16 protein-coding genes are annotated in these 19,894 nt (G+C 41.4%); 2 read left to right on the top strand and 14 right to left on the bottom strand.

Going from position 1 to position 19,894, the window contains the following annotated elements; translation table 11 throughout:
* Nucleotides 1-63: 63 nt before the first annotated feature.
* From OCU28_RS14385 to OCU28_RS14350, 8 genes are all read right to left on the bottom strand, one after another.
* On the bottom strand, nt 64-468 hold the full coding sequence (locus OCU28_RS14385) for a hypothetical protein (protein WP_041156848.1): 405 nt from the start codon (nt 466-468) through the stop codon (nt 64-66).
* Nucleotides 461-2,266 (bottom strand): site-specific integrase, encoded by a 1,806-nt coding sequence (locus tag OCU28_RS14380; protein ID WP_261817587.1) that lies wholly within the window; start codon nt 2,264-2,266, stop codon nt 461-463. The genes OCU28_RS14385 and OCU28_RS14380 overlap by 8 nt, the downstream gene beginning before the upstream one ends.
* Nucleotides 2,263-3,915 carry a phage integrase SAM-like domain-containing protein gene (locus OCU28_RS14375; protein WP_261817586.1) on the bottom strand — a complete coding sequence of 551 codons (1,653 nt, stop codon included), beginning with the start codon at nt 3,913-3,915 and terminating at the stop codon, nt 2,263-2,265. Before OCU28_RS14375 ends, OCU28_RS14380 begins: the two co-directional genes overlap by 4 nt.
* Before the next feature lie 7 nt (nt 3,916-3,922).
* A complete protein-coding gene (locus OCU28_RS14370) occupies nt 3,923-5,056 on the bottom strand; it encodes a tyrosine-type recombinase/integrase (protein ID WP_261817585.1) in 1,134 nt (377 codons plus the stop codon).
* Nucleotides 5,057-5,396: 340 nt separating this feature from the next.
* Entirely contained in the window at nt 5,397-6,575 is a 1,179-nt protein-coding gene (locus tag OCU28_RS14365) for a toll/interleukin-1 receptor domain-containing protein (RefSeq protein ID WP_261817584.1), read from the bottom strand.
* Nucleotides 6,576-6,638: 63 nt separating this feature from the next.
* Nucleotides 6,639-8,081, bottom strand: a complete 1,443-nt coding sequence (locus tag OCU28_RS14360) for an SIR2 family protein (RefSeq protein WP_261817583.1) — start codon at nt 8,079-8,081, stop codon at nt 6,639-6,641.
* A gap of 125 nt (nt 8,082-8,206) precedes the next feature.
* Nucleotides 8,207-8,692 carry a TIR domain-containing protein gene (locus tag OCU28_RS14355; RefSeq protein ID WP_261817582.1) on the bottom strand — a complete coding sequence of 162 codons (486 nt, stop codon included), beginning with the start codon at nt 8,690-8,692 and terminating at the stop codon, nt 8,207-8,209.
* 232 nt (nt 8,693-8,924) lie between these two features.
* Complete coding sequence (locus tag OCU28_RS14350; RefSeq protein WP_261817581.1) at nt 8,925-9,839, bottom strand: toll/interleukin-1 receptor domain-containing protein; 915 nt, start codon at nt 9,837-9,839, stop codon at nt 8,925-8,927.
* 696 nt (nt 9,840-10,535) lie between these two features.
* Between OCU28_RS14350 and ltrA the strand changes: the two genes are divergently transcribed.
* Nucleotides 10,536-12,008, top strand: a complete 1,473-nt coding sequence (ltrA, locus tag OCU28_RS14345) for a group II intron reverse transcriptase/maturase (protein ID WP_261817580.1) — start codon at nt 10,536-10,538, stop codon at nt 12,006-12,008.
* Nucleotides 12,009-12,343: 335 nt separating this feature from the next.
* Here ltrA and OCU28_RS14340 read toward each other — a convergent pair whose 3' ends face one another.
* Entirely contained in the window at nt 12,344-12,643 is a 300-nt protein-coding gene (locus tag OCU28_RS14340) for a hypothetical protein (protein ID WP_261817579.1), read from the bottom strand.
* 277 nt (nt 12,644-12,920) lie between these two features.
* On the opposite strand from OCU28_RS14340, the gene OCU28_RS14335 reads away from it, so the two are divergent.
* Nucleotides 12,921-13,070: a hypothetical protein gene (locus tag OCU28_RS14335; protein ID WP_261817578.1), complete on the top strand. Its 150-nt coding sequence runs from the start codon at nt 12,921-12,923 to the stop codon at nt 13,068-13,070.
* 202 nt (nt 13,071-13,272) lie between these two features.
* Here OCU28_RS14335 and OCU28_RS14330 read toward each other — a convergent pair whose 3' ends face one another.
* The 5 genes from OCU28_RS14330 to OCU28_RS14310 form a co-directional block, all read right to left on the bottom strand.
* Nucleotides 13,273-15,735 carry a DEAD/DEAH box helicase family protein gene (locus tag OCU28_RS14330; protein ID WP_261817577.1) on the bottom strand — a complete coding sequence of 821 codons (2,463 nt, stop codon included), beginning with the start codon at nt 15,733-15,735 and terminating at the stop codon, nt 13,273-13,275.
* Between the two features lie 3 nt (nt 15,736-15,738).
* A complete protein-coding gene (locus OCU28_RS14325; RefSeq protein WP_261817576.1) occupies nt 15,739-16,329 on the bottom strand; it encodes a class I SAM-dependent methyltransferase in 591 nt (196 codons plus the stop codon).
* A gap of 146 nt (nt 16,330-16,475) precedes the next feature.
* Nucleotides 16,476-16,739, bottom strand: coding sequence for a hypothetical protein (locus tag OCU28_RS14320; RefSeq protein WP_261817575.1), 264 nt, complete (start codon nt 16,737-16,739; stop codon nt 16,476-16,478).
* A gap of 367 nt (nt 16,740-17,106) precedes the next feature.
* Entirely contained in the window at nt 17,107-18,144 is a 1,038-nt protein-coding gene (locus OCU28_RS14315) for an acyltransferase (protein WP_261817574.1), read from the bottom strand.
* Nucleotides 18,145-18,278: 134 nt separating this feature from the next.
* Nucleotides 18,279-19,892 (bottom strand): BatD family protein, encoded by a 1,614-nt coding sequence (locus OCU28_RS14310; protein WP_261817573.1) that lies wholly within the window; start codon nt 19,890-19,892, stop codon nt 18,279-18,281.
* Between the last annotated feature and the right edge of the window lie 2 nt (nt 19,893-19,894).

Below are 19,894 nucleotides of genomic sequence, written 5' to 3'. Positions count from 1 at the left end.
GGATGTTTTTAACCATCTCAAAAGTAACCTTAATTTGAAATTATTACCATTAAATTCAGGCAATTAGCTGTATATTAGTTGCGTTACATTGCTATTGTCCGCACGAGCATTGCTCAGAGCCATGTTTTTTCGTATTAACGTAGCATTTTGTGATTGAACTTTAGCGAGCATAGCTTTCAATTCTGCCACCTCAGACCGCAACTCTCGATTGCGGTCTTTGTATTTATTAAGTTCAGTTTGTTTGGCATCACGTTGCTGTCGAATGTCTTTGTTTACACCGCCTTTAATACGCTCTAATAGTTCAGGGCAATCACGGTGAATCAATGCTCGACTTACACCTGCTTCTTCGGCAACGGCAGCGACACTCATTTTACGTTTATGAGAAACAGTATTTGGACGACCTTTTTCGATTCGAACAATGGCAAGTCGAACCGCTTTATGTGTCGCTTTTTCTTTCTGGTTAGACATTTATCACCTCGATATCCTTTCTCTCGTTAATCTCTTGCTTCATAGCTTCAACATCAATACCCAATGCCACTAGAACCTTTTCACAGCGTTCCATGCCTTTTTTTACCGCCGCTCTACCAGCTTCACCAATATCATCCAATTGCATCAGTTTCATTTGCTGCACTAGCATTCCCTCCCAATAAGGCAGGTGTCGCTTATCTACAATGCCGCTTTCACAGCTATCAGGCTTACCACACTTACACTCATCATCATTGGTACACCACCCAATACCTGTTGAGCGAATTGGTATGGAGCTAGAGTATGCCTTTGCCATAGCACTAAGAGAGCTAAAAGATTTAATTAACTCTTTATCCTCACGGACCTTCATGATGTTTTGAGCTATGTCGCCACCAGTGATAGGCATGTCTAGTTCAAACCAATCTTGCTTAATTTCTTCTTCAACCAGGTATTTCTCTCGAAGCATTTCTTCAAACAATTCAGCATCCAAAGCATCATTAAAGGCATACAAAGTGGTCATGGTAATTGACCAATGTTTAAAGTGGTCTTTTAATGCTCTCAAGTCACCTAATTCAGAGTGAACCGCATAATTAGCAAAGGTACGTCTGAATTGGTGCGCTGATAGGTTCCAATTACTCCCTATCTGTTCACATAAGTTTGGCAACCTAGTGTTAGTCATTGCCACCCCTGACAATAGGTAAATTGCGTTTCCTTTTCCCAGGTTTTTCGATAGGCAGATGTGGTTTGAGATTTCCTCAAGTCGATGTGCTTCCACATGATCGTTGCTTGCTTTCGCTTTTAGTAAATCACACTCAAGTTGATCTTGAAGTGGAGCGCTCAAACGGCCAAGAATATCAATCGCTTCCGTGGCTATCCTTGGCGCAATCCACTCAGCTAACCCTGTATGTGTTTTCTCAGAGACAGTTTCGATGTGGTAGTAAGTGGTGTCACCTTTCGTTTCAGAGCGATACGCATCACGCTTAATGCCTAATATTTCATGGATACGCATACCCGTTGTGAGTAACAGCCAGAAGATACAGCTATCTCGCAGTAGCAATGTTTCTCTCTTTTTCGACGATTTCAGGATTTCATCAGCTTTATCTAGGTATGATTTAGTAAACTGGCACAGCGGAATTAGCACTTTATTTGGAATAATGGGGGTCTTACCTTTGGTAATGGCTTCCCGATACGCTTCACCAACATACCCTGCTTGCTCATTAGCGGTTGATTGAGGCCAAGGATGCTCTTTTACAAAATCAAACTCTTTGCAGTGGTAATAAAGGTCTTCTAGAATACGGAATCTATCCACCTTGGTGACTGCTGTCAGTGGTTTAGTCTCGCCTTTTCGTTTTGAGTGCAGGGTATTTACATGCCTAACGTAGGCATTTGAGGTAAAAGCTGTCAGCCCATGTGTAACTGTAGTATCTGAACTTAAAACCCACTGAAAATAACTTTTCAACTTGTCCAATGTTTTCACAAGAGTATTAAGAGCTAACCCCTTTTTGAATTTGCTCCAGATTACCCACTTTGCCATGCGCTTCATTTGAGTATCATCAATCGTAGAAAAAGTAAGGTTTAATGCACTTGCTATAGTTGCTTTCGTACCTTTACTAGCAGGAAACACCCATACATCTTCCTCAAATCGAGATAGCGTTTGGTATTCACCATTGGCGAGTTTAATGTAGGTCACGATACCCGTTAGAGAGCCATCAATGACTTGCTCAAGCGCACTGGTGCTTGGCTTTGGACATTGCTGAATTGCAAACTCAGCTTGCGTGAGTATTAACTCAATTGAACTCATTGCGTCACCTTCAACATATCAAGGTTTTGCCAGTACGGATGTGGATTAGATCTTGCCCGTTCTTTTTCAGCCTCTACACGCTGTACCTGGCCAAGCTTAGCAAATTCAGGGACAACTTCTTCATCTACGATTCTTAGAACATTTTTTAAATGACGCTTCCAGTCTTTACGACCAAACTCGTCACGGCTTCGAATAATCGCCCAATAAAAACTAAAGAGTTTATACAAATCATCACCTGTAATAACGAAGCTTTTACAGCGGAAGCAGCCTAAAAAGTCATTACAGAACGAGCCATTTTTCGGTGCTTTATCGCCATTCTTAGGGTCTTTACAATGCCCTACAGGGACGCTTGGCTCTGCGCACGTTAGCTCTTTAACTCGTATCTCACCCATTAAGCCCAAGTTGCGCTTTGATTGCTCAGGAGCTTGCAGGTAGTGGTCAAGCGTTCCTGTCCCACTGTGTTTGGCTTGCCGCGCAGCAATTAACAAACTCTCACCACTCAGCTCATAAATACCATTGATGAACGTCTTGCGAAAACGGCTTACATTAAGTTTCATCGTTCGACCATCTTCATCTCTTAAGTCGTACTCTTTGATGAATTTTTTGATGTTATATCGAAGCAGCCTTTCTGCTAGAGAGGAGGCCGTACCTCTCTCTGCACCTATGTGGGCAACTCTAGACTCATAGACAAATACCAAGTCGGAATCGATAGACTTTCTCACTTGGCTATTACGCTCAATGATAGCCTCAATAAGATAAGCCACATCAAGCTTTATTCCTTGCACTACTTCAAGTTCCTGTGATTTTCGTAAATTGTGCAATTGCGTGGCGTTGCCTCTTTTTTTGAATACGGTTAAGAGCTTGCGGCAATCTTTAAGTGGGTGGTCGGTCAATGAGTCGGTAGTCATATTGAGAAGCGGAGATGTGTTGATGCCTGTCTGAATCGCCACAGCTAACAAACACAGTGTTAACTGATAACCTGTTAGTGGTTCGGTCTTTTGATAAATCGGCTTAATTGCTTGTTTTAGCGCAACTACCACCTGCCTTTTTTCATGGGGAGTCAGTGGTTTCTCGCCCTTTGCACGTTTACTTGAATTTGGAAATGGGCTCTTCGGAAAGAAATCACTGTTTAGGTTGATGTCACCAATGACTGACCAATAGCCCTTGTCCCTCATGTGTATCAGCATTGACTTGAGATGAGTGTAGTAACCTTTTTGGGTGTTATACCCAATATCACTACCTTTAAGGTGCAGTAAATACTGCTCGATCAACTCTGGTGTAATATCTGCTTTTGTTAAGTCCTCACTCGCAGAATACCTAAATAATGTAAGGTATTCTGCGAAATGGAAAAAACCATTTTTAAAATAACCTTTTTGAGTTTCCTCGCTAAGAGCATCGGTATTTTTCAGCAGAGCTTTTGCGGTGTAGTACACTCGATTTGTAATGTCGTCATAACCTTTGCCATAGAAACGAGTAAAATTAACGTTAGAACCATTACCACCTTTTGAGCCAATATTGGGGTAGTTCACAACAGGGTTGATTGGACGGATAATCTCTTGGCTCTGAGTTGCGTCAATTGTTTGTTCAACTACAGATGTTTTCTTGAGTTTATCTTTGTTAACTGTCAGATTTTTTCGGTGTTTCGCCATGCTTCACCTACACAATCGCATCAATTTGTTGCTGATACTCAATTGACAGGTCATCGACTAAATCATTAACCAAGTGCAAATATTTCATCGTGGTTGTGATACTCGAATGTCCAAGCCTAGCTTGTAGGTACATCAAGGGTTCAAACTTACTGCTTTTATGCTCTAACATTCCTTTCAGCATGTGCGTTGCGTAAGTATGCCTTAGCATGTGCGGTGATACGTGAAAGGGTAAGTTAAGCGACTTGAGAGCCTTACCAAAAGCAGAGCCTTGAGAAGTCCACTCTTGACCATCAGACGTTAAAAACAAGCAATCTGATACCACTCCTGACTCTTGCTGCTTCTGAAAACGAGCCTCATTTACATAATGCCACAAGTCCTCCATCAATCGTGTCGGGATGTGTATCTTGCGCTCTTTCTCACCTTTGGTTCGTGAAATGTTGACCTCATAGTAAGCTCTGTTTCCAGTAGGCTTTCTTATTACATGTAAGGGAAACAGCAACAGTTCTTTTCGTCTAATTCCTGTCTGTAGACATAAGCGAACTATCAGCTTTAAGGTTGGATTTTCAATTGCAGATAAAAGCTCTCGCACTTCAATTACCGATAAAAACTGAGCTTTCTTCTCAAAGGTTTTCATCATCAAATCAGAACTGTACTTCTTACCACCGTTTCTTTCTGTATGAGCCAAAAACTGCTGGCCTTTATTCACTGAAACGGATTCTAGAGAGTAAGGTAATGACTTAAACCACTTACCGACGCCATAAGAATAGAAACGCACTATCGTTCTTAAATGCTGATTGGTTGAATTTACCGACATGCCAAACTCACCAACACAAAGGTCACGATAAGCACTGACTAACATTTCATCTTCGCTGCTTTCTGAAATGTCTCGCCAATCCAAACTGTTCTGCTCACAGAATGTCAGGAATTGACCTAGGTGATTGCCATACGTCCACCAAGTGTTCTCACTATTCACTCGGCCTCGTTTTAAGCACTCATATACCAAGAACTGCAACGCCTCTACACAAAGCATTCCTGATTCAATCCCTAGAACTGAATTATCAGTCTCCCAAGTTAGCAAAGGGAAGTTAGGGTATTTGACGCTTTCTATCTCAAAGTCAGATGTGGATTTAATGCAAAGCATAACGGCTCACTTAAACTGTACATACATACAGGCTAAGTGCTAAGGTTATACTTCGCAAGAGATTAGGGTGATTTTTATGCATACGTTGACTTGTAACACGTTATGGGACAAAAGTGATTTAGGGAAATGAACTTGCGAGAGAGTTGGTGGATTAGAAAAAATAATGGAGGTGGAAATAGTGACTTTTTATGAAAACCGAATACCAAGAAAGCCAAGAGGGAAGAGGAAAAATTCTTATTGACTAACCCCCTTCCAATCGACCGTCTGTTGACAAGGTTTATTTGATTCACAGAGTTTAGTGTAAGTTGTTCTTATGGTAATAAGTACGTTTAGACGAAAGTTATTTATTCAGGTGAGAATAAATATCTTTAATGCTTTCTTTCTGTATATCAATATTATCATCATTTAAGACCGTTGAAATTTCCTCAAACGGACTATTTCCTTCAGACAAATTAACACAAAAGATTTTCTTGTTTATTTCCTTGGCAAAGGATAGCTCCATTTCAACCCAAAGTGACTTTATCTTAAAATCCGAGGATGTTGAATTTTCTGATTTCAAGAAAATTATAACACCAGACTGCTTTATTCTTTCCATTAGAACCAGTTTAGTATAGTCACTAGCTATTTCACGCCTTAAAAAATCATTGTCGCTTGTCCAGTCTATATAAACTGACAAATTGAGGTTGTTTAGAGCATCCTTTAACTTTAATGCTTCATTGTTATCATTAAAACTGTGTGAGATGAAAATATCAAATGACTTTTTAGTTTGCATTGAGTTAGATTCTAGTCTTTTGATTAGGTCTCTTGGTGTTACCATGAAACTGTCACGCTCTACGTGATACTGCTTCTGCTTTCCTTTGAAATTTTTACGAAGCTTTACATATATTCCTGATTTCTGAAGATGATTAAACGCCTCTCTTCTTACTTGATTGTTTCTCTCACTATCATTTAATTTCTGTAAGAATCTTATTGACTTCTTACAGTTGAATTTTTTAATTTCATTTACAATCTCTAATTTTTCTTGAATGGAAATGCCTTTTCTATGGTATTGAAATATAAATAAGTCTATATATAATGGCTCCACGTTTTGTGCTAGTTTGTTGTTTTCTGAAATCTTTTTTTGGTAAATGTTGTTTTCTATTTTTCTTTTTTCCTTAAATTTCTCATACTCATGGTCTCTGACTGATTTATTAAAGTGTTTTTTATGCTCTTCTTTGAATCTATGAGATATGATCTGTTTGGTCTTAGCTAAGCCAAATAAGAAATCTTCTGGCCTTTCATGATGGAAACGAGTCTTCTTTCCATTCTTTTGAAGGTTTTTGTCTTTATCGGTATAGTATTGGTACCGACTAATAAGTTCATTCCACTGTCTGGGATAAAACTCTTTAAATATATTTGGTATTGTAATCTTGTTATATTCAACAGGGAGGATCTTTGATATCGACTTAAGTGGTTGTGTGAATGACTTAATATATAAGCCAGTTTCTTTATTATACTTTCTCTTTACAATTCCCGCCATGGCAATTCTTTTTCTATGTTGAAAGCCATGACAATGCCATGGCTTATGTTTTTAATGTTTATATTATTGACTTTTCTCGTTTAGCTCGAGTATTTCTATTATGATGTCAATCAGATTCTCAGACTCAATTTCTAACTCACATAGTTTTAGATAAAGTTCCTTCATTTTATTTGAAATGCTAGGATTATCTTGGATTTGAGTGTTTAGCTCTAACCATAACTCTTTTGACATATACCCTGTCGCACCAATAGGCAATAGGAACAGCTCATTTTGTTTTGCAATTTCAAACTCTTCTCGCATGCCATTGGAGGATATAATGTCTTCTCCATTTGATTTATTTCCAAATAGAAACAATGCTATTCCTGCATAATTTATCATATCTTCTCGATATTTCGTCCAAAGCCCAGATAACGGGGTGTCTCCCGCGGTAGATTGTGGGAATGGCCGTAATATAAGCTTGTCTTCAAGTTTTGCTTTTGGATTTTTAAATGTTTGTTCTAGTGCGCCAGAAATGACGGAACTGCCAACGCCTAAGCCGAAACCTGAGACAATTCGCATATTTTTCGAAACTAATTTCTTACTTAAATCATATACAAACTTTAAAGCTTGATGCTCTTCCATATTTCCGTATTCATGAGCCGCACCTGAAATAAATACGGTTTTAGATTTGAATTTCTTCTCAAGCCTTTTTAGTAAATCAGTAATCTCTCGGAAATCATCAACCAATATTGTTTTGATGTTGAATCTTGCGAGGTCTTTTACAAAATATTCTTGTTTTCTAACGCGATACTTGAAATCTACATCGTCTTCATCTTTTTGCTTTTCTACATTTTTTATAAAACAGTAGTGTCGTCTTTGGTTCTTTTCATAAGCTACACGAACTCTGCTAAGAATATAGTCTAAGTTTGGATCGGTAAAACTAAAGCCGATGAAAATGAATGTCTTAGAAATTAGGTCGCCTTTTAAGTTAGCTAAGTATTGTTCCATTTTGACATGATATTTTTCATAATCATCTTTGGTTAGAACAGCTTGACTTGGGTGTTCAACATCGCCGTGCATCTTGTAAACAACAGCATCACGTTTTGGTTTTGTCGTAGCCAAGTGATCTTTAGTATGCTTTGTATCGGCAATTTTCCCAGCCTTGTCTAGAGCTAATTCTATAACTCTGTCATAGTTGGTAGTCCAGTAAGTGCGGATCGGAAGTCTAGCCAGTATTCTGTGATTCTCAGTTTCTTCGGCTTCTCTTGAAAACTCTTCAATTAATCTTTGGTTTAACTGGCTACGGTTGGCTTCATTATCATTACAGTGATATTGAGCGAGAGCGACCAGATCGTTTTCTCTATCAACATCAAGACCTAGTTCATCAGCTATGGGGCGGAGTAACTCTACCCAGTTTACGAATCCAGATCCTGCCGACATTCCAGCCCCCGCAAAAATTGCTACGTTTTCTTCGGCAAGCTCTTTTCCTATATCTTGTAGAAATGACTGTTTTATGCGGTCTCTCATTATTAGTATCTCTATTGACTCATTTTTATGGCGTTATAAGTGGTAGCAATGAAAAAAGCTGCACTTTGGTAAGTAATGCATCTTTTCGTATAGCAAAGTACGCTCTTTAGTTTGGGATATCGCGGCTATTTTTTTCTTTGAGCTATGGCTTTGTTAACCCAAGACTCCATTTTTTCAGCTATGTCCTTGTAAGTCTCTTTTGGGTTAGGATCGTAGCAGCTCACGATCGATGACAGTTTTGTTCCGTCCTTAAATGTGAACTGCTCAAATGGATTCTTACCTTTTAGGCTTTTTCCGTTGCGAGGGCAGGCTAAGTTGTGAATATGAATGCCAAAAATTGGTTTTCCATCATTCCAAGCCTTTTCAATTTCGTATTTAACCCAAGGACGAGCGTGAGTCTCTTTCCCCACAAGAACGATAACGCATTGCTTGTACTTAAAATTATCATCGATCCAGCGTTTGATAGATGCATCACCGCCACGTTTTACTGTTTCCCAGTCGTTAGCTGAAACTGGGGTGTTGCCTTCAAGCGCACCTATGTTCCGAACTTGCTGCACGCGCATTACATCATTTCCGTAATGGAAACTAAAAAAAACTGGTTTTCTGGCCATAATTCCACCTTTCTGAGTCAATAGGTTTCAAGGTTGCTCATATGCAACTTCTCTTGTATTTAGATTTGGGGTTGTAACTTAAAATTCAACCCATTGACCTGAATTTATTGAAAATATGGCAAACTTGGATAGAAGTTAGCTCAATATTTTGAGCTAACTTACTTTGGAACAGAGATGAGTCAGCGTAAGTCTCACTGAATCTGTAATCATGATCGCTGACTCGGGTGTCTCATCAATAGTTTTTCAGAACTTGATAAGTGAACGTGACATGCTCGGGGATGTACTCTTTTTCATTAACTTCGGATTGCACCTCATCAATTGTTAAAACACAGAGAGCTCCGCCTGTGTTCAAAAGGATTGCTCTCTGCCCAACCTTTGGGGTGATAGTCCTTCCTTGCGTTAAAAATGATTCTACAGTATTGGGGTCGACCTCTTGACTTGTAATTAACCCGACGGCTTTGAGGCCACCATCTGTATAGAGATAAACACTATCATTAGAACGCCCACTGAACTTTATTTTAAACTGGTATTCACCATTACCAACTGTGTAGTGCGAATGCTCTTTATAGTAAAAAGTCACACGACCATCGAGGGCTGGATTAACGTAATTACCCGGATCGGCCAGAACATCTATTCGTTCAAGTCGCGCAGCACGTTTATGAACAACAGATAATGGAACTGCGTGTGTTTTGTCCGCGGGTAGATCCTCAATCCAACGCCAGATCGCATCAATCTGAACTGCCCCAGGAAACTCATTCTTGTTAGGGAGGGAATTAAAGTCAAAACCCTTAGGGTTATACTCCTTAAGCCACTCTGGCAATCTCCAATCAGGATTTCGCACAAAGAGAACTGACAACCATGTAGCAGGCTTGCTAGTAAAAGCTTCACTTATCCATGTGCTCTCGATACCAACGCCTGAATATGGTTGATTGTTTGCTCGTTCGACATAGTTTTCGTCAACAATCAAAAGCACATGTTTGGCTTCAGTAACCTCTCTCATGAAGCCACTTAGGCTTGACCCATAATCAACAACTTCATCAATTTTTATGGTGTATCCAATGAGGTGAAGTTGGTTTGCTAATAGACGAACCCACTCTCGATGAACTTCTGATGTCCACGCGTACGAAATAAATAGGTCAGTCTTCATATTATTGCTTCCTGTTTATGCTTATAAGCTCCCAATACTACTGGTACTTTACTTACATAAGAAAAAGTATGTCAAATTACATTTCGGCGAAGTGAACAGTCTAACTCTCAAACTAACTTTGGGGCGTGCGACGTGAGGTCGTATGAAGCGCTGTTCACCGCTCAATGTGTGAACCATCTGTATCACCAGATGAACCTAGGAGCCTGAATAAAGTAGCGGCTCTGACAATGTAACGAAGATTGGCATTTGCCAATCGGGATCTAAATCGTGAGAGGACGATCCTCCTGATAACCACAATTGGGTGAGTGCTAGGTAGTCAGTATGATGAACATAAGTGAATCCGCGTAAGGTGCGTTATGTGATGAAACAGCGGAAGTGGTTAATACGCTGTAGCCAAAAGGCACGAGAGTCGGAAAGAGATTGCCCCATGCTCTTTCGTGATCATTGAACTCTTCGCACCATAGCGGGCATCTACCCTGACATTGCGCGACATACGGAACACGGTAAGCCAGTATCACTCCCTTTGGGAAAGCCTATGTGGCCGATAGTGATGCAGGTATAGGAGGTTGGAAAAAGCGAAGGCTGCATTGTAACGATGCAGATACAGACTTGTGTCTGGTCACGAAAGTGAGCCCACTTCCGACTGGTCTCCCGTTGCGAGAGAATTTGAAGAACTTTATTAAAGGAGAAATGCAAATGATGATTTCAACAGAGATTAGTGCCTCTCCTGACAGCGTTCAATGGCAGTCAATAGACTGGAAATCCGTTGAGGCACATGTATTAAAGCTTCAGATGCGTATCGCAAAGGCAACTAGAGAAGGTAAACACGGCAAGTTGAAAGCCTTGCAATGGATACTAACTCACTCTCGCTCAGCAAAACTTCTTGCTGTTAAGCGAGTGTCTCAAAATAAAGGCAGTAAAACGTCTGGAATAGATGGTGTTATCTGGAATACAGATACACGCCGCATGAAAGCAGTGAATCAATTGAGTCGAAAGGCATACAAAGCCCAACCGCTCAAGCGTATCTACATCCCCAAAAAGAATGGCAAACTTAGGCCACTGGGCATTCCATGCATGATAGACAGAGCGCAACAAGCACTTCACCTATTAGCATTAGAGCCTGTGTCAGAAAGTCTTGCCGACCCTAACAGCTACGGTTTTAGACCAAGGCGAAGCACTGCTGACGCAATCGGCCAGTGTTTTATCTGCTTGGGTCAGAAACGGTCAGCGCAATGGGTTCTTGAAGGGGACATAAAAGCCTGTTTCGACAAAATAGGGCATCAATGGCTTATGGACAATGTTGCTGTTGATAAACGTATGTTGGAGCAATGGCTAAAGTCTGGTTTTGTAGACAAAGGGCTATTTTACGACACCGATGAAGGCACTCCTCAAGGCGGGATTATATCCCCAACCTTGATGTTAATGACACTCTCTGGTCTCGAACAGCACATTAAGTCTACTGCACTCAAAAAGGGTGCAAGAGCTAACTTCATTGGATACGCCGACGACTTCGTCGTCACTTGCGCTTCAAAGGAAGTGCTGGAGAACGATATCAAACCGTTGATTGCTGATTTCTTAGCGGAAAGAGGCTTAACATTATCCGAAGATAAAACGCATATTACTCATATCAACGATGGCTTTGACTTTCTTGGGTTCAACCATAGAAAGTACAAAGGGAAACTGCTCATTAAGCCGAGTAAATCCAATACGTTGATGTTCTTAAGTAACCTGCGTGAACTCATCAAAAAGCACGTAACCCTTCCAGTGAATGATCTTATCAAACTGATAAATCCGAAGCTCAGGGGATGGTCGAACTATTATCGACACTGCGTGGCCAAACAGGTATTCGGATATATAGGTCACAAGCTATTCCATTCGTTATGGCACTGGGCTAAAAGGCGTCATCCAACAAAGTCTAAAACTTGGATTGCCCTAAAATACTTCATCAACCGAAAAGGCCAGTGGCAGTTTCACGGTTGGCAGAAGATCATGGATATGGATTGCCAGTTCAATCTGTTCCAAATAGCTAAAGTGCCGATAGAAAGACATGTGAAAATCCGAAGTGCAGCGACACCCTTTGACCCTCTTTACCAAGAATACTTGGCTAAAAGGAAGTCAAAAAGGTTAGCTCGTAACTCTTGGAACGAACCTGCTCCGACTGCTTTATAAGTTGCTGGGTATCATCTGATGCCTTTGTGGAGGCTTGAGCCTAGTGCAGTGAAAGTTGCACGCTGGGTTCTTAGGGAGACGGCACTTGGTAACAAGTGTCGTCCACCCGACATAAATGAGTTTGCCAATACCACTTCAACACAATACCACTTCAACTAAACCTCAACCTATAAAGAAGATACGAATCCTACAAGAATTAAGTTTTGGTTTCGTTTAGCTACACAACCGTAGATATCAATCACTAAAACTAACGTTACACTTATAGGGATTCATAACAATAAAGTTTGATCATTTACAATAAAGATTAATCGTATCTAGTCAGGCGGGCAAGTCAGCTAAAATACTTTTGTCCCGACATAGTTTAGACGATTTGCTCTGCTCAACTCTCTAATACGACCTGGTTTTTTAACGATTGAGTTCAGATTTAAACTTGATGAACTTGAGTCGATTACAATAACTATTGGTCTGGTGGTACACAATATACAATTGAACGCGAAACTCAGCAGAACAAAAACCGCTTCGATAGCAGCCAAAATAAACTTGAAAAAGCCAACCACTAGAAAGAAGATCCCAAAGCCAACCAAGATATCTCCAATAATACTGCCACACTCTTCTTCATGGTCTTCGTCAAACATAATTACATCTCTCTTATTATCCACTTGCAGTATCTACGGCGTATCTACCTAGTACCTGCGTAGTATAAAGCTGATAGTTATCCGTTCTTATCAATTGACGACACCAACAAAGGTTACTGACACCGTGTTAGGACAAGATAACTAGATTAGCGACTACAAGTGTCCTTAATAGTGAGAAATTAGTGGACACCCATAAATATCACGCCTCTCCATCCCACCACTAGAATTTGATTAATCCACAATGCATCTTACAGTTAGCCTATGACTAGGCTAATTAGTGAACTGCGCATACCTTGTAGAAGGTACACCGCCATTTACTACCAAAGAAGGCAGTAAAGATTTCGCAGGCCAATTGTTATCGCACTTGATTGACCTTAGCCAAGGCAATGATTCAGAAGGTATCTGGACTAGAGCGGAAGAGTTCTAATATTCTGCTGAGAGGCTAGTGTTGGTGGGAGTGTAAGATCGTAGTTGCAGCTTGATTGATTAGTGACATCGCTAATGGAAAAAGAGGTAGGTGCTGATCTGCCCCACAAGTTTTGGGCACTAAGTTAAGTGTATACAACGGTTATTGCCCAATAGGATATGGATACAGTGTGCGATATCAGCACCACGTTCTAGCCTATGCATCATGAGTGGCTAGGGTATTTAGTTTTAATGTACTTAGCTAGGCGATAATCTAGAAGCTCTTTTACTAAATCATGCAGAATCCTTATATCAGAATCTGCAACTGTTAGATTGGCTTTGAATAGATTGTTCTCCACCGTAAATGGAGCTGAAGCTTCTCTCTTTCCTTTAGTTGTGAAGGCTTTAATTGGGTTTCCCTTCCAATAATTAATCCAACTAACATCAGAGGGTGACAGCAGTTTATTTTTTTCCGAGAGCTCGTTAGTAAATAGTGCAGGGTAGGACTTCAATATATACCAACTTCTTTCAGCCAACGTTTCTAAAGCCGGCGGTTTGTTGAATCCATCTAGCTCAATGAATGCTTCGAGTAAGATGGGTTTGAAGCATTTTGTCATGCTTGTCATCTGCACTGCATTTAATAGAAATGTATTAAATTTGTGGATGATATCAATAACGTGTTGCTCTTCGATGTGCAGTGCAACGAGGCCGAACCAACTTTCATGTTGTTTTCTTACTTTGTTGTGGTCGTAATTTGCATGGAAAAATTCGGTCGCAGTTGGTCTGTGTCCCAGTCGGGATTCGAGTAATTGGAATTCTTCATTAGAGGTATGTTTGAATCGACTATTGAGTTCGCTCCAAAAGCTAATGACTTCAGGGTCAAAATTCACATAGCAACCCTTGGCTATTGAAGGCTTACTATCGTATCTGCCTTTATTCTCTCGAACTTGATCTTCCACATTACCTTCTGGGGTTTTGAAAAGATCCATACGAGATAAGAATGATTGGTGGTTACCAAGGAAATCAAGCACAACTACATGAGATTTGTTTGGGGCAAGTCTCAGTCCGCGTCCTAGTTGTTGTAAGAAAATGATGTTGGATTGAGTTGGTCTAATCATCAATATCGTATCTATGGAGGGTAAATCAGTGCCTTCATTAAATAGATCGACTGAAAACAGTACTTGTATATCTCCATCTGATAATTGTTGCAGGGCTTCATTACGCCTAACTTTGGACTTGCTGTGTACAGAGAGGGCTTTGTAACCTTGATTTGAGTACTTAGCATTAAATTGCTCTGCCATGTAATCGGCATGAGAAACAGAGGTGCAAAATGCTAGTGTCCTGCTCTGTTGGTGCTTTTCCCAGTGTGTGAAAATATGTTGGGCGCGTTTGTTGGTTGCGAAGGCAGCATCTAATGAGCTAGGGTCAAATTTACCATTTCGCCAAGGGATTTCTTGATAATCAAGGGTATCGTCCCAGATCCCAAAGTAGTGAAAAGGCACTAGAATTCCGCTATCGATACCATGAACTAGGTTTTTCTCGAATACCAAGTTGTTATTACATAAGGAGAGGATATCAGCTTGGTCGGTTCTATCTGGCGTGGCGGTGAGGCCCAATAAAAACTTTGGTTGGAAGTAATTTAATACGTTGAGATAGGTACTTGCACTGGCATGATGAAACTCATCAATGACAATATAGTCAAAATGGTCTTGAGTGAACGAACTTAGGTGTTTCTCTTTACCTAGCGTCTGCACTGAGGCAAAGACCATTTGTTTATCAACGGATTTTTCAATGCTATTGAAATAGCCGCAAGATTTTTTAGGCCATAGTTTGGTATAGGTATTTAGAGCTTGGGTTAATATTTCTTCTCTATGTGCGACAAACAAAACTCTTTGAGCTTTGCACTGCATCGCATCAAAGGCGGATAACCATGTTTTCCCCATACCTGTACCGAGCACCACCAAGCCTTTCTTATTTCCTAGTTGCCGTGTTGTAGATAGGGCATCCAAGGCTTCGATTTGTACTGAGTTTGGGGCATAAGTTTCTTCAACTTCATTATCAAACGGGCTGATCAAGCTAAGTGTGGGAGCGTTTTCCCTGCGAGTGATGTAGTGATCAATCCACTCATCGCTTAAGCTAATGCCGTTAGAGTGACTGAAAATCTTGTCATACTCACTTCTAATATTTCTAAACTGTCTAGCCTCGAATGATTGTGCTGGCGCTTTGTAATCAAACCTTAAACACCACTCGTGGGCATTAGTTAAGGCGGCTTTACTTATGTTATTTGAGCCAATGAAAGCCGAACCACGATAATAGGTAGACTCGGAATCGGAGCGCACAAAAATGTAGGACTTCATATGGAAGCTATGTTTCTTGGTTTCGAAGACCTTAACTTCCACTTTGGGAGAAACCAGCGCCATTAGGGCACGAAGGGCAACCGGATCGGTAATACCCAAGTAGTCGGAAGTCAGGATTCGGATCTTGAGAAAGGTAGCATTATTGTGTGAACGCTCTATCGCTTCTTGAAGTGCGGGAAGCAACAGTCTTAACCCAGAGTCTCGAATAAATGAAACAGCAATATCTATTTCATTGGCGTGGTTAATAGCGTGAAGCAGCTGTTCGAGTAATGGGTCGTCTCCACCTGTGGTGAGGAGATTTTCTTTGAGTATTAGGGTTTGCTTAGACATTGACTAGTACTTCTCCAATACCGCGTTCAGCCACTTTTCATTTTCACGACCAGATCTGAGATCAGATGTTTCCCACCACTGCTTCACTTTTAAAGCCCCAGTAGTTTTCAGAATATTCTCTAATTGTTCCAAATTAAGGTCACGAAAGAAGCGACCGTTGCGATCGAGCTCCGAATCTCCAAGCTTAAAAGAACAATACATAACCCCATTGGGCTTTAGGTAGTTACTAAGGTGGCGAAATGTCGGTGCAAGCTCTTCTTCCGGCACATGCAACAATGAAGCACATGCCCAAATTCCATCATAAGTTGTTGCCTCAGATTGAAATTCGAGAAAGGTAGTCTGCGTGACTTCGAGTCCAGTGAGTTCAGTGGCAAGCTTTGTGAGTTCGGCGCTGGCATCAAATGCGTCGACTTGGAAACCCTTATCTAGAAAAGCCTTGCTGTCACGACCCGAACCACATCCTGCATCTAGGATTCTTCCGCCAGTTGGAATCAGTGGTAGAAACTTCTCGTACAGAGACTGCATTTCAACATCTATGGTAGAGTCGAAAAACTGTTGGGCGTTTTGGTTGTAGTATTGGGTGGTAGCGTTCATTGGCATTCCTTCATTGCGTGCTCTAATGGTAGCAAAATACTGAGAGGGAAGGGTGAGATAACTCTCTGTTATTTGGAAGATTAATTACCAGAAACTAAAAAGCCAAGGCATTTTACACCTTGGCTTAATCAATACTTAATGAGCACTTATGCCTCTAGCACTTCAAACTCAACAGGGCTGTCCATATTGTCCAGGAATTCTTCAATCACTACGCGGTTGTTGGCGTTGATAGTGATGCCCCATTGAGCTTTTTGGGTATCAGAAATGAAGATGATTTGTTCTTCATTAGACTCCCAAAGCTTTACATTAGAAGCATCGAAGTAGTCGTGTAGCTTTTTAATAAGAGTGTGTTTTAGGTTTGAACACAGGTGAGAGCTGTAATCTATTGGTAATAACGTTACTGAAAACATAGTGAACCTCTCTAAAAATCTGAAAGCATGACTCTGCGAGTTCGCAGGCGTGTTTATTTGAGAGATATAATAACCAACAGCTTTATTCTGTATTTACCATTACGCGCCACTTTTAGACAAAACTAGTATTCTCTTGCCATGTTTGCGTATTTGGTGATGTTTAATATAGCGGCGGTATTTGCTTTGAAGTAGGTATAAAAATAGTTCAGGTTACCAAGATCATCCCCCGCAATGATTGTTCCGATTCCAACAATACCTCGCCTAAATACGGTTTAGTATTATCCAAAATCACGTTAACCATTGTCGGATTGCTGTTGCTATCTGCAAAGGGCGGCGCTGATAAGAAAAGCCAGTAAATAGCATAGGGTTAGATACACAGTTTTAAATAGCGAATCTTACTCATCCCTAACGCGGTTAAATATGACAGGGCAAAAGTGAAGCACGCCACGATAGGGATATACAGATAGATATCGAACAATTGCCGTAGCCACGTATCGCAATAGGTTGAAATTAGCTTAATGAACAGCGGGTGGATTAGGTAGATCCCAAAGCTTAAATTGGCAAACCGATGCAGTTTAATGTCGATGTTGGCGTGTTTTTTTAGGATGAAAAATAGGCATATAGATAGCGCGATGATGTTGAGGCTAAGATATGAGTAAAAATATAAGTGAGTGAGGTAGTAACTACCAAATAGGGTGATGATAAACGTGCTAGCAATGATAACTGCGCACCATTTATCATGCGTTTTGACCCCATATCTCGCCACATATCCCCCTAAGCAGAAATACCCGAGATAGCTCAAGAAATCATTGGTAAACAGGCTCACCTTAGCGCTTAGCTCAAAATATAGCAGTATGACATTGGTCAGGGCTGATAGGGCCGCAAGTGCGAAGCACACCGAGGTAAACAGTGCCAACTCAGTTTGGGTTATGGATCTTACTATTACCCTTAGAAGCGGCGTAACCAGATATAAAAATGGGATCATGAATAGATACCATAGATGGTAATAGGGCTCTCCCAGTGCCCAGCCTTTGGCAACGGTGAAATAAGCGCTACTCAAATCGCCCCTTAAGTGGTGCTTTAGTAACAGCCACAGCGAATAAAACAGCGACCAAAAGATGAGTGGGATCAGTATTTTGCGCAGTCGTTTTTTGAAGAACTCGGTATTAGATTCGCGCTTGTTTAGCAATAAATAGCCACTGAGTATGATGAATAGGGGAATGCACCATAGGGTCAAAGAGGCGTACAGGTTTCCTGCCCACCATTCACGAGCGCCATAAGTTGAGCTATTGATATCTATATCGCTAATAAAATCCGACGCGACATGCAGGGTAATTACCGCTAATACCGCCAATACTCGAAGGTTATCGGCCCATAATAGGCGGGTTTGGTTAGACTTGTTCAATAGGAGCCGTGGGTGGGTGATTATTAATATGGCTTCTAATCTAACCGACATCGGTGTTGATAGTAACCACCGCTTCGCGAAATTGAGATAACAAAAGACCAGTAGTTCACAAGCTACTGGCCTTGGCTTTTGATCTAGAGCTTTGCAAGTTGTGTTGTTTGTGGCTCAGCTTGGGTTCGAGCTTGTTTGATTAAGTCGATAAGCTTATTGCTCTCCCACTTGCAGGGCTGTTTACCCATTAGTTGTTGGCTCATTAGGCTCATTTCAGCGCGGATGGCTTTGGCGTGCTCATGCTCAATATTTTTATGGATTAGCCAGCGCTCTAGTAGTGATTGCGCCTTGATAGGCTCGGCTTGTTTTATGGCGTCTATCAGCTGTGATTGTAAAGGCGTTGTTTTACACTTGCTTGCTGGAGAAACCGCTTTTGGAGCTTGTGTTCTACAGCGCAGCCACATCAGGGTTGAGAATATCCACAAACCGGCGAAGAACGCGGTCAGTAGTGGCCAGTAGCCGCTGTCTTTGACTACTGTAGTTTGGGGTGCTGGTGGTTGCGAAGTAACGGGCGCGCTGTTTGATGCCGAGGTTGCATTTACGGTGACGGTTAGCCCTTTTACTTTACTGGTTTGCGCCTTTTTATTGACTGAATCCCACCACTGTACTGGCACACTTGGCAAAGAGTATTGACCACTTGTTTTGGCTATGAGTACTTGCTTGGTAGTCATGGTGACTGAGCCATCATCATTGGTGCGAAACGCCGGTTTCTCACTGTATACGCGAAACGCATCAGGGTTGTTTATGCTGAGGTCTGGCAGTTGCGAAGCGCTGGTGCCAGAGGCTGTTAGCGTGATAGTGCGGGTTAGCGAATCACCTTCATCTATGGTCACGGCATCGCCACTTAACTGCTTGTTATTATCTAATTGCCAACTTTGCGATAGCGTTAAGTTTGAGGTTGGTAGCCAGGCTCCGTGATAACTTTCCGGTACAGGCAGTACTTTTACCGCGACGTGCTCGGTTTTTCCATCAAGGTTAATGATGCGCGTGCCACTGCGGTTATTTCCCATAACCACCGCGCCAGTTAGTGTAGGTAGCTGTATTGAAAAATCACCGCTGGCGTTAGCTGTCACTCGGTATTTTTGGTCAATGATGAGTACTTCAACCCCATTAAGCACTGCTTGAGACTGTTTAGGGTCTGCTAGCGGTTCAATCTGTAAACCCTCTGCGTGTGGCTGGGTAAGGTTGGGGTTTTGCAAGCGACGCGGGTCTACTTTGACAATGATACGTGCATCTAAGGTGGTGCTTTGGTTGGGGTAGAGTTGGTGCTTGTCAATTTTTGAGCGCACCTCGATGATATCGTCACTGGTTGGGGCTTTTTGGCCCATGGTGACGTTAAGGGTAATCGGCTGCGTTGTTGCACCATCTATTTTAAAGCTGGGAATGATTATGGTGCCGGTTTTTTGTGGCGCAATTGATACATTCCACACACTGCTATCGCTGCGGCTACCGTTAATGATATTGACCGATGAACCAAAACTAGGTCGACTAACATAGAAGTCTTTTGAGAGTGCATCAAGGTTAAGTTTATCGCTGTCTAGCTTTTCATCGGCGGCGATTTTTAGCTGGATAATCTCATCTTTGCTGACGTTGGTTCTGTCAACGCTGGCTGTGATATTCAGAGCCCATGACGAGAAGCTGCACGCTAGGCCCGTAACTAGGGTCATTGTGGTAATTAGGGGTTTAAATCTTGTCATTG

Source organism: Vibrio gallicus (genome assembly GCF_024346875.1).
GTDB lineage: Bacteria > Pseudomonadota > Gammaproteobacteria > Enterobacterales > Vibrionaceae > Vibrio > Vibrio gallicus.
This window is presented reverse-complemented; position numbering and strand designations above follow the sequence as displayed.

What these genes read in the sequence shown, in the direction of transcription:
- OCU28_RS14350 (WP_261817581.1), bottom strand. Translation starts at nt 9,839, where the DNA reads ATGAAGACTGACCTATTTATTTCGTACGCGTGGACATCAGAAGTTCAT.
- OCU28_RS14355 (WP_261817582.1), bottom strand. Translation starts at nt 8,692, where the DNA reads ATGGCCAGAAAACCAGTTTTTTTTAGTTTCCATTACGGAAATGATGTA.
- OCU28_RS14325 (WP_261817576.1), bottom strand. Translation starts at nt 16,329, where the DNA reads ATGAACGCTACCACCCAATACTACAACCAAAACGCCCAACAGTTTTTC.
- ltrA (WP_261817580.1), top strand. Translation starts at nt 10,536, where the DNA reads ATGATGATTTCAACAGAGATTAGTGCCTCTCCTGACAGCGTTCAATGG.
- OCU28_RS14330 (WP_261817577.1), bottom strand. Translation starts at nt 15,735, where the DNA reads ATGTCTAAGCAAACCCTAATACTCAAAGAAAATCTCCTCACCACAGGT.
- OCU28_RS14320 (WP_261817575.1), bottom strand. Translation starts at nt 16,739, where the DNA reads ATGTTTTCAGTAACGTTATTACCAATAGATTACAGCTCTCACCTGTGT.
- OCU28_RS14375 (WP_261817586.1), bottom strand. Translation starts at nt 3,915, where the DNA reads ATGGCGAAACACCGAAAAAATCTGACAGTTAACAAAGATAAACTCAAG.
- OCU28_RS14370 (WP_261817585.1), bottom strand. Translation starts at nt 5,056, where the DNA reads ATGCTTTGCATTAAATCCACATCTGACTTTGAGATAGAAAGCGTCAAA.
- OCU28_RS14380 (WP_261817587.1), bottom strand. Translation starts at nt 2,266, where the DNA reads ATGAGTTCAATTGAGTTAATACTCACGCAAGCTGAGTTTGCAATTCAG.
- OCU28_RS14385 (WP_041156848.1), bottom strand. Translation starts at nt 468, where the DNA reads ATGTCTAACCAGAAAGAAAAAGCGACACATAAAGCGGTTCGACTTGCC.
- OCU28_RS14365 (WP_261817584.1), bottom strand. Translation starts at nt 6,575, where the DNA reads ATGGCGGGAATTGTAAAGAGAAAGTATAATAAAGAAACTGGCTTATAT.
- OCU28_RS14360 (WP_261817583.1), bottom strand. Translation starts at nt 8,081, where the DNA reads ATGAGAGACCGCATAAAACAGTCATTTCTACAAGATATAGGAAAAGAG.
- OCU28_RS14340 (WP_261817579.1), bottom strand. Translation starts at nt 12,643, where the DNA reads ATGTTTGACGAAGACCATGAAGAAGAGTGTGGCAGTATTATTGGAGAT.
- OCU28_RS14310 (WP_261817573.1), bottom strand. Translation starts at nt 19,892, where the DNA reads ATGACAAGATTTAAACCCCTAATTACCACAATGACCCTAGTTACGGGC.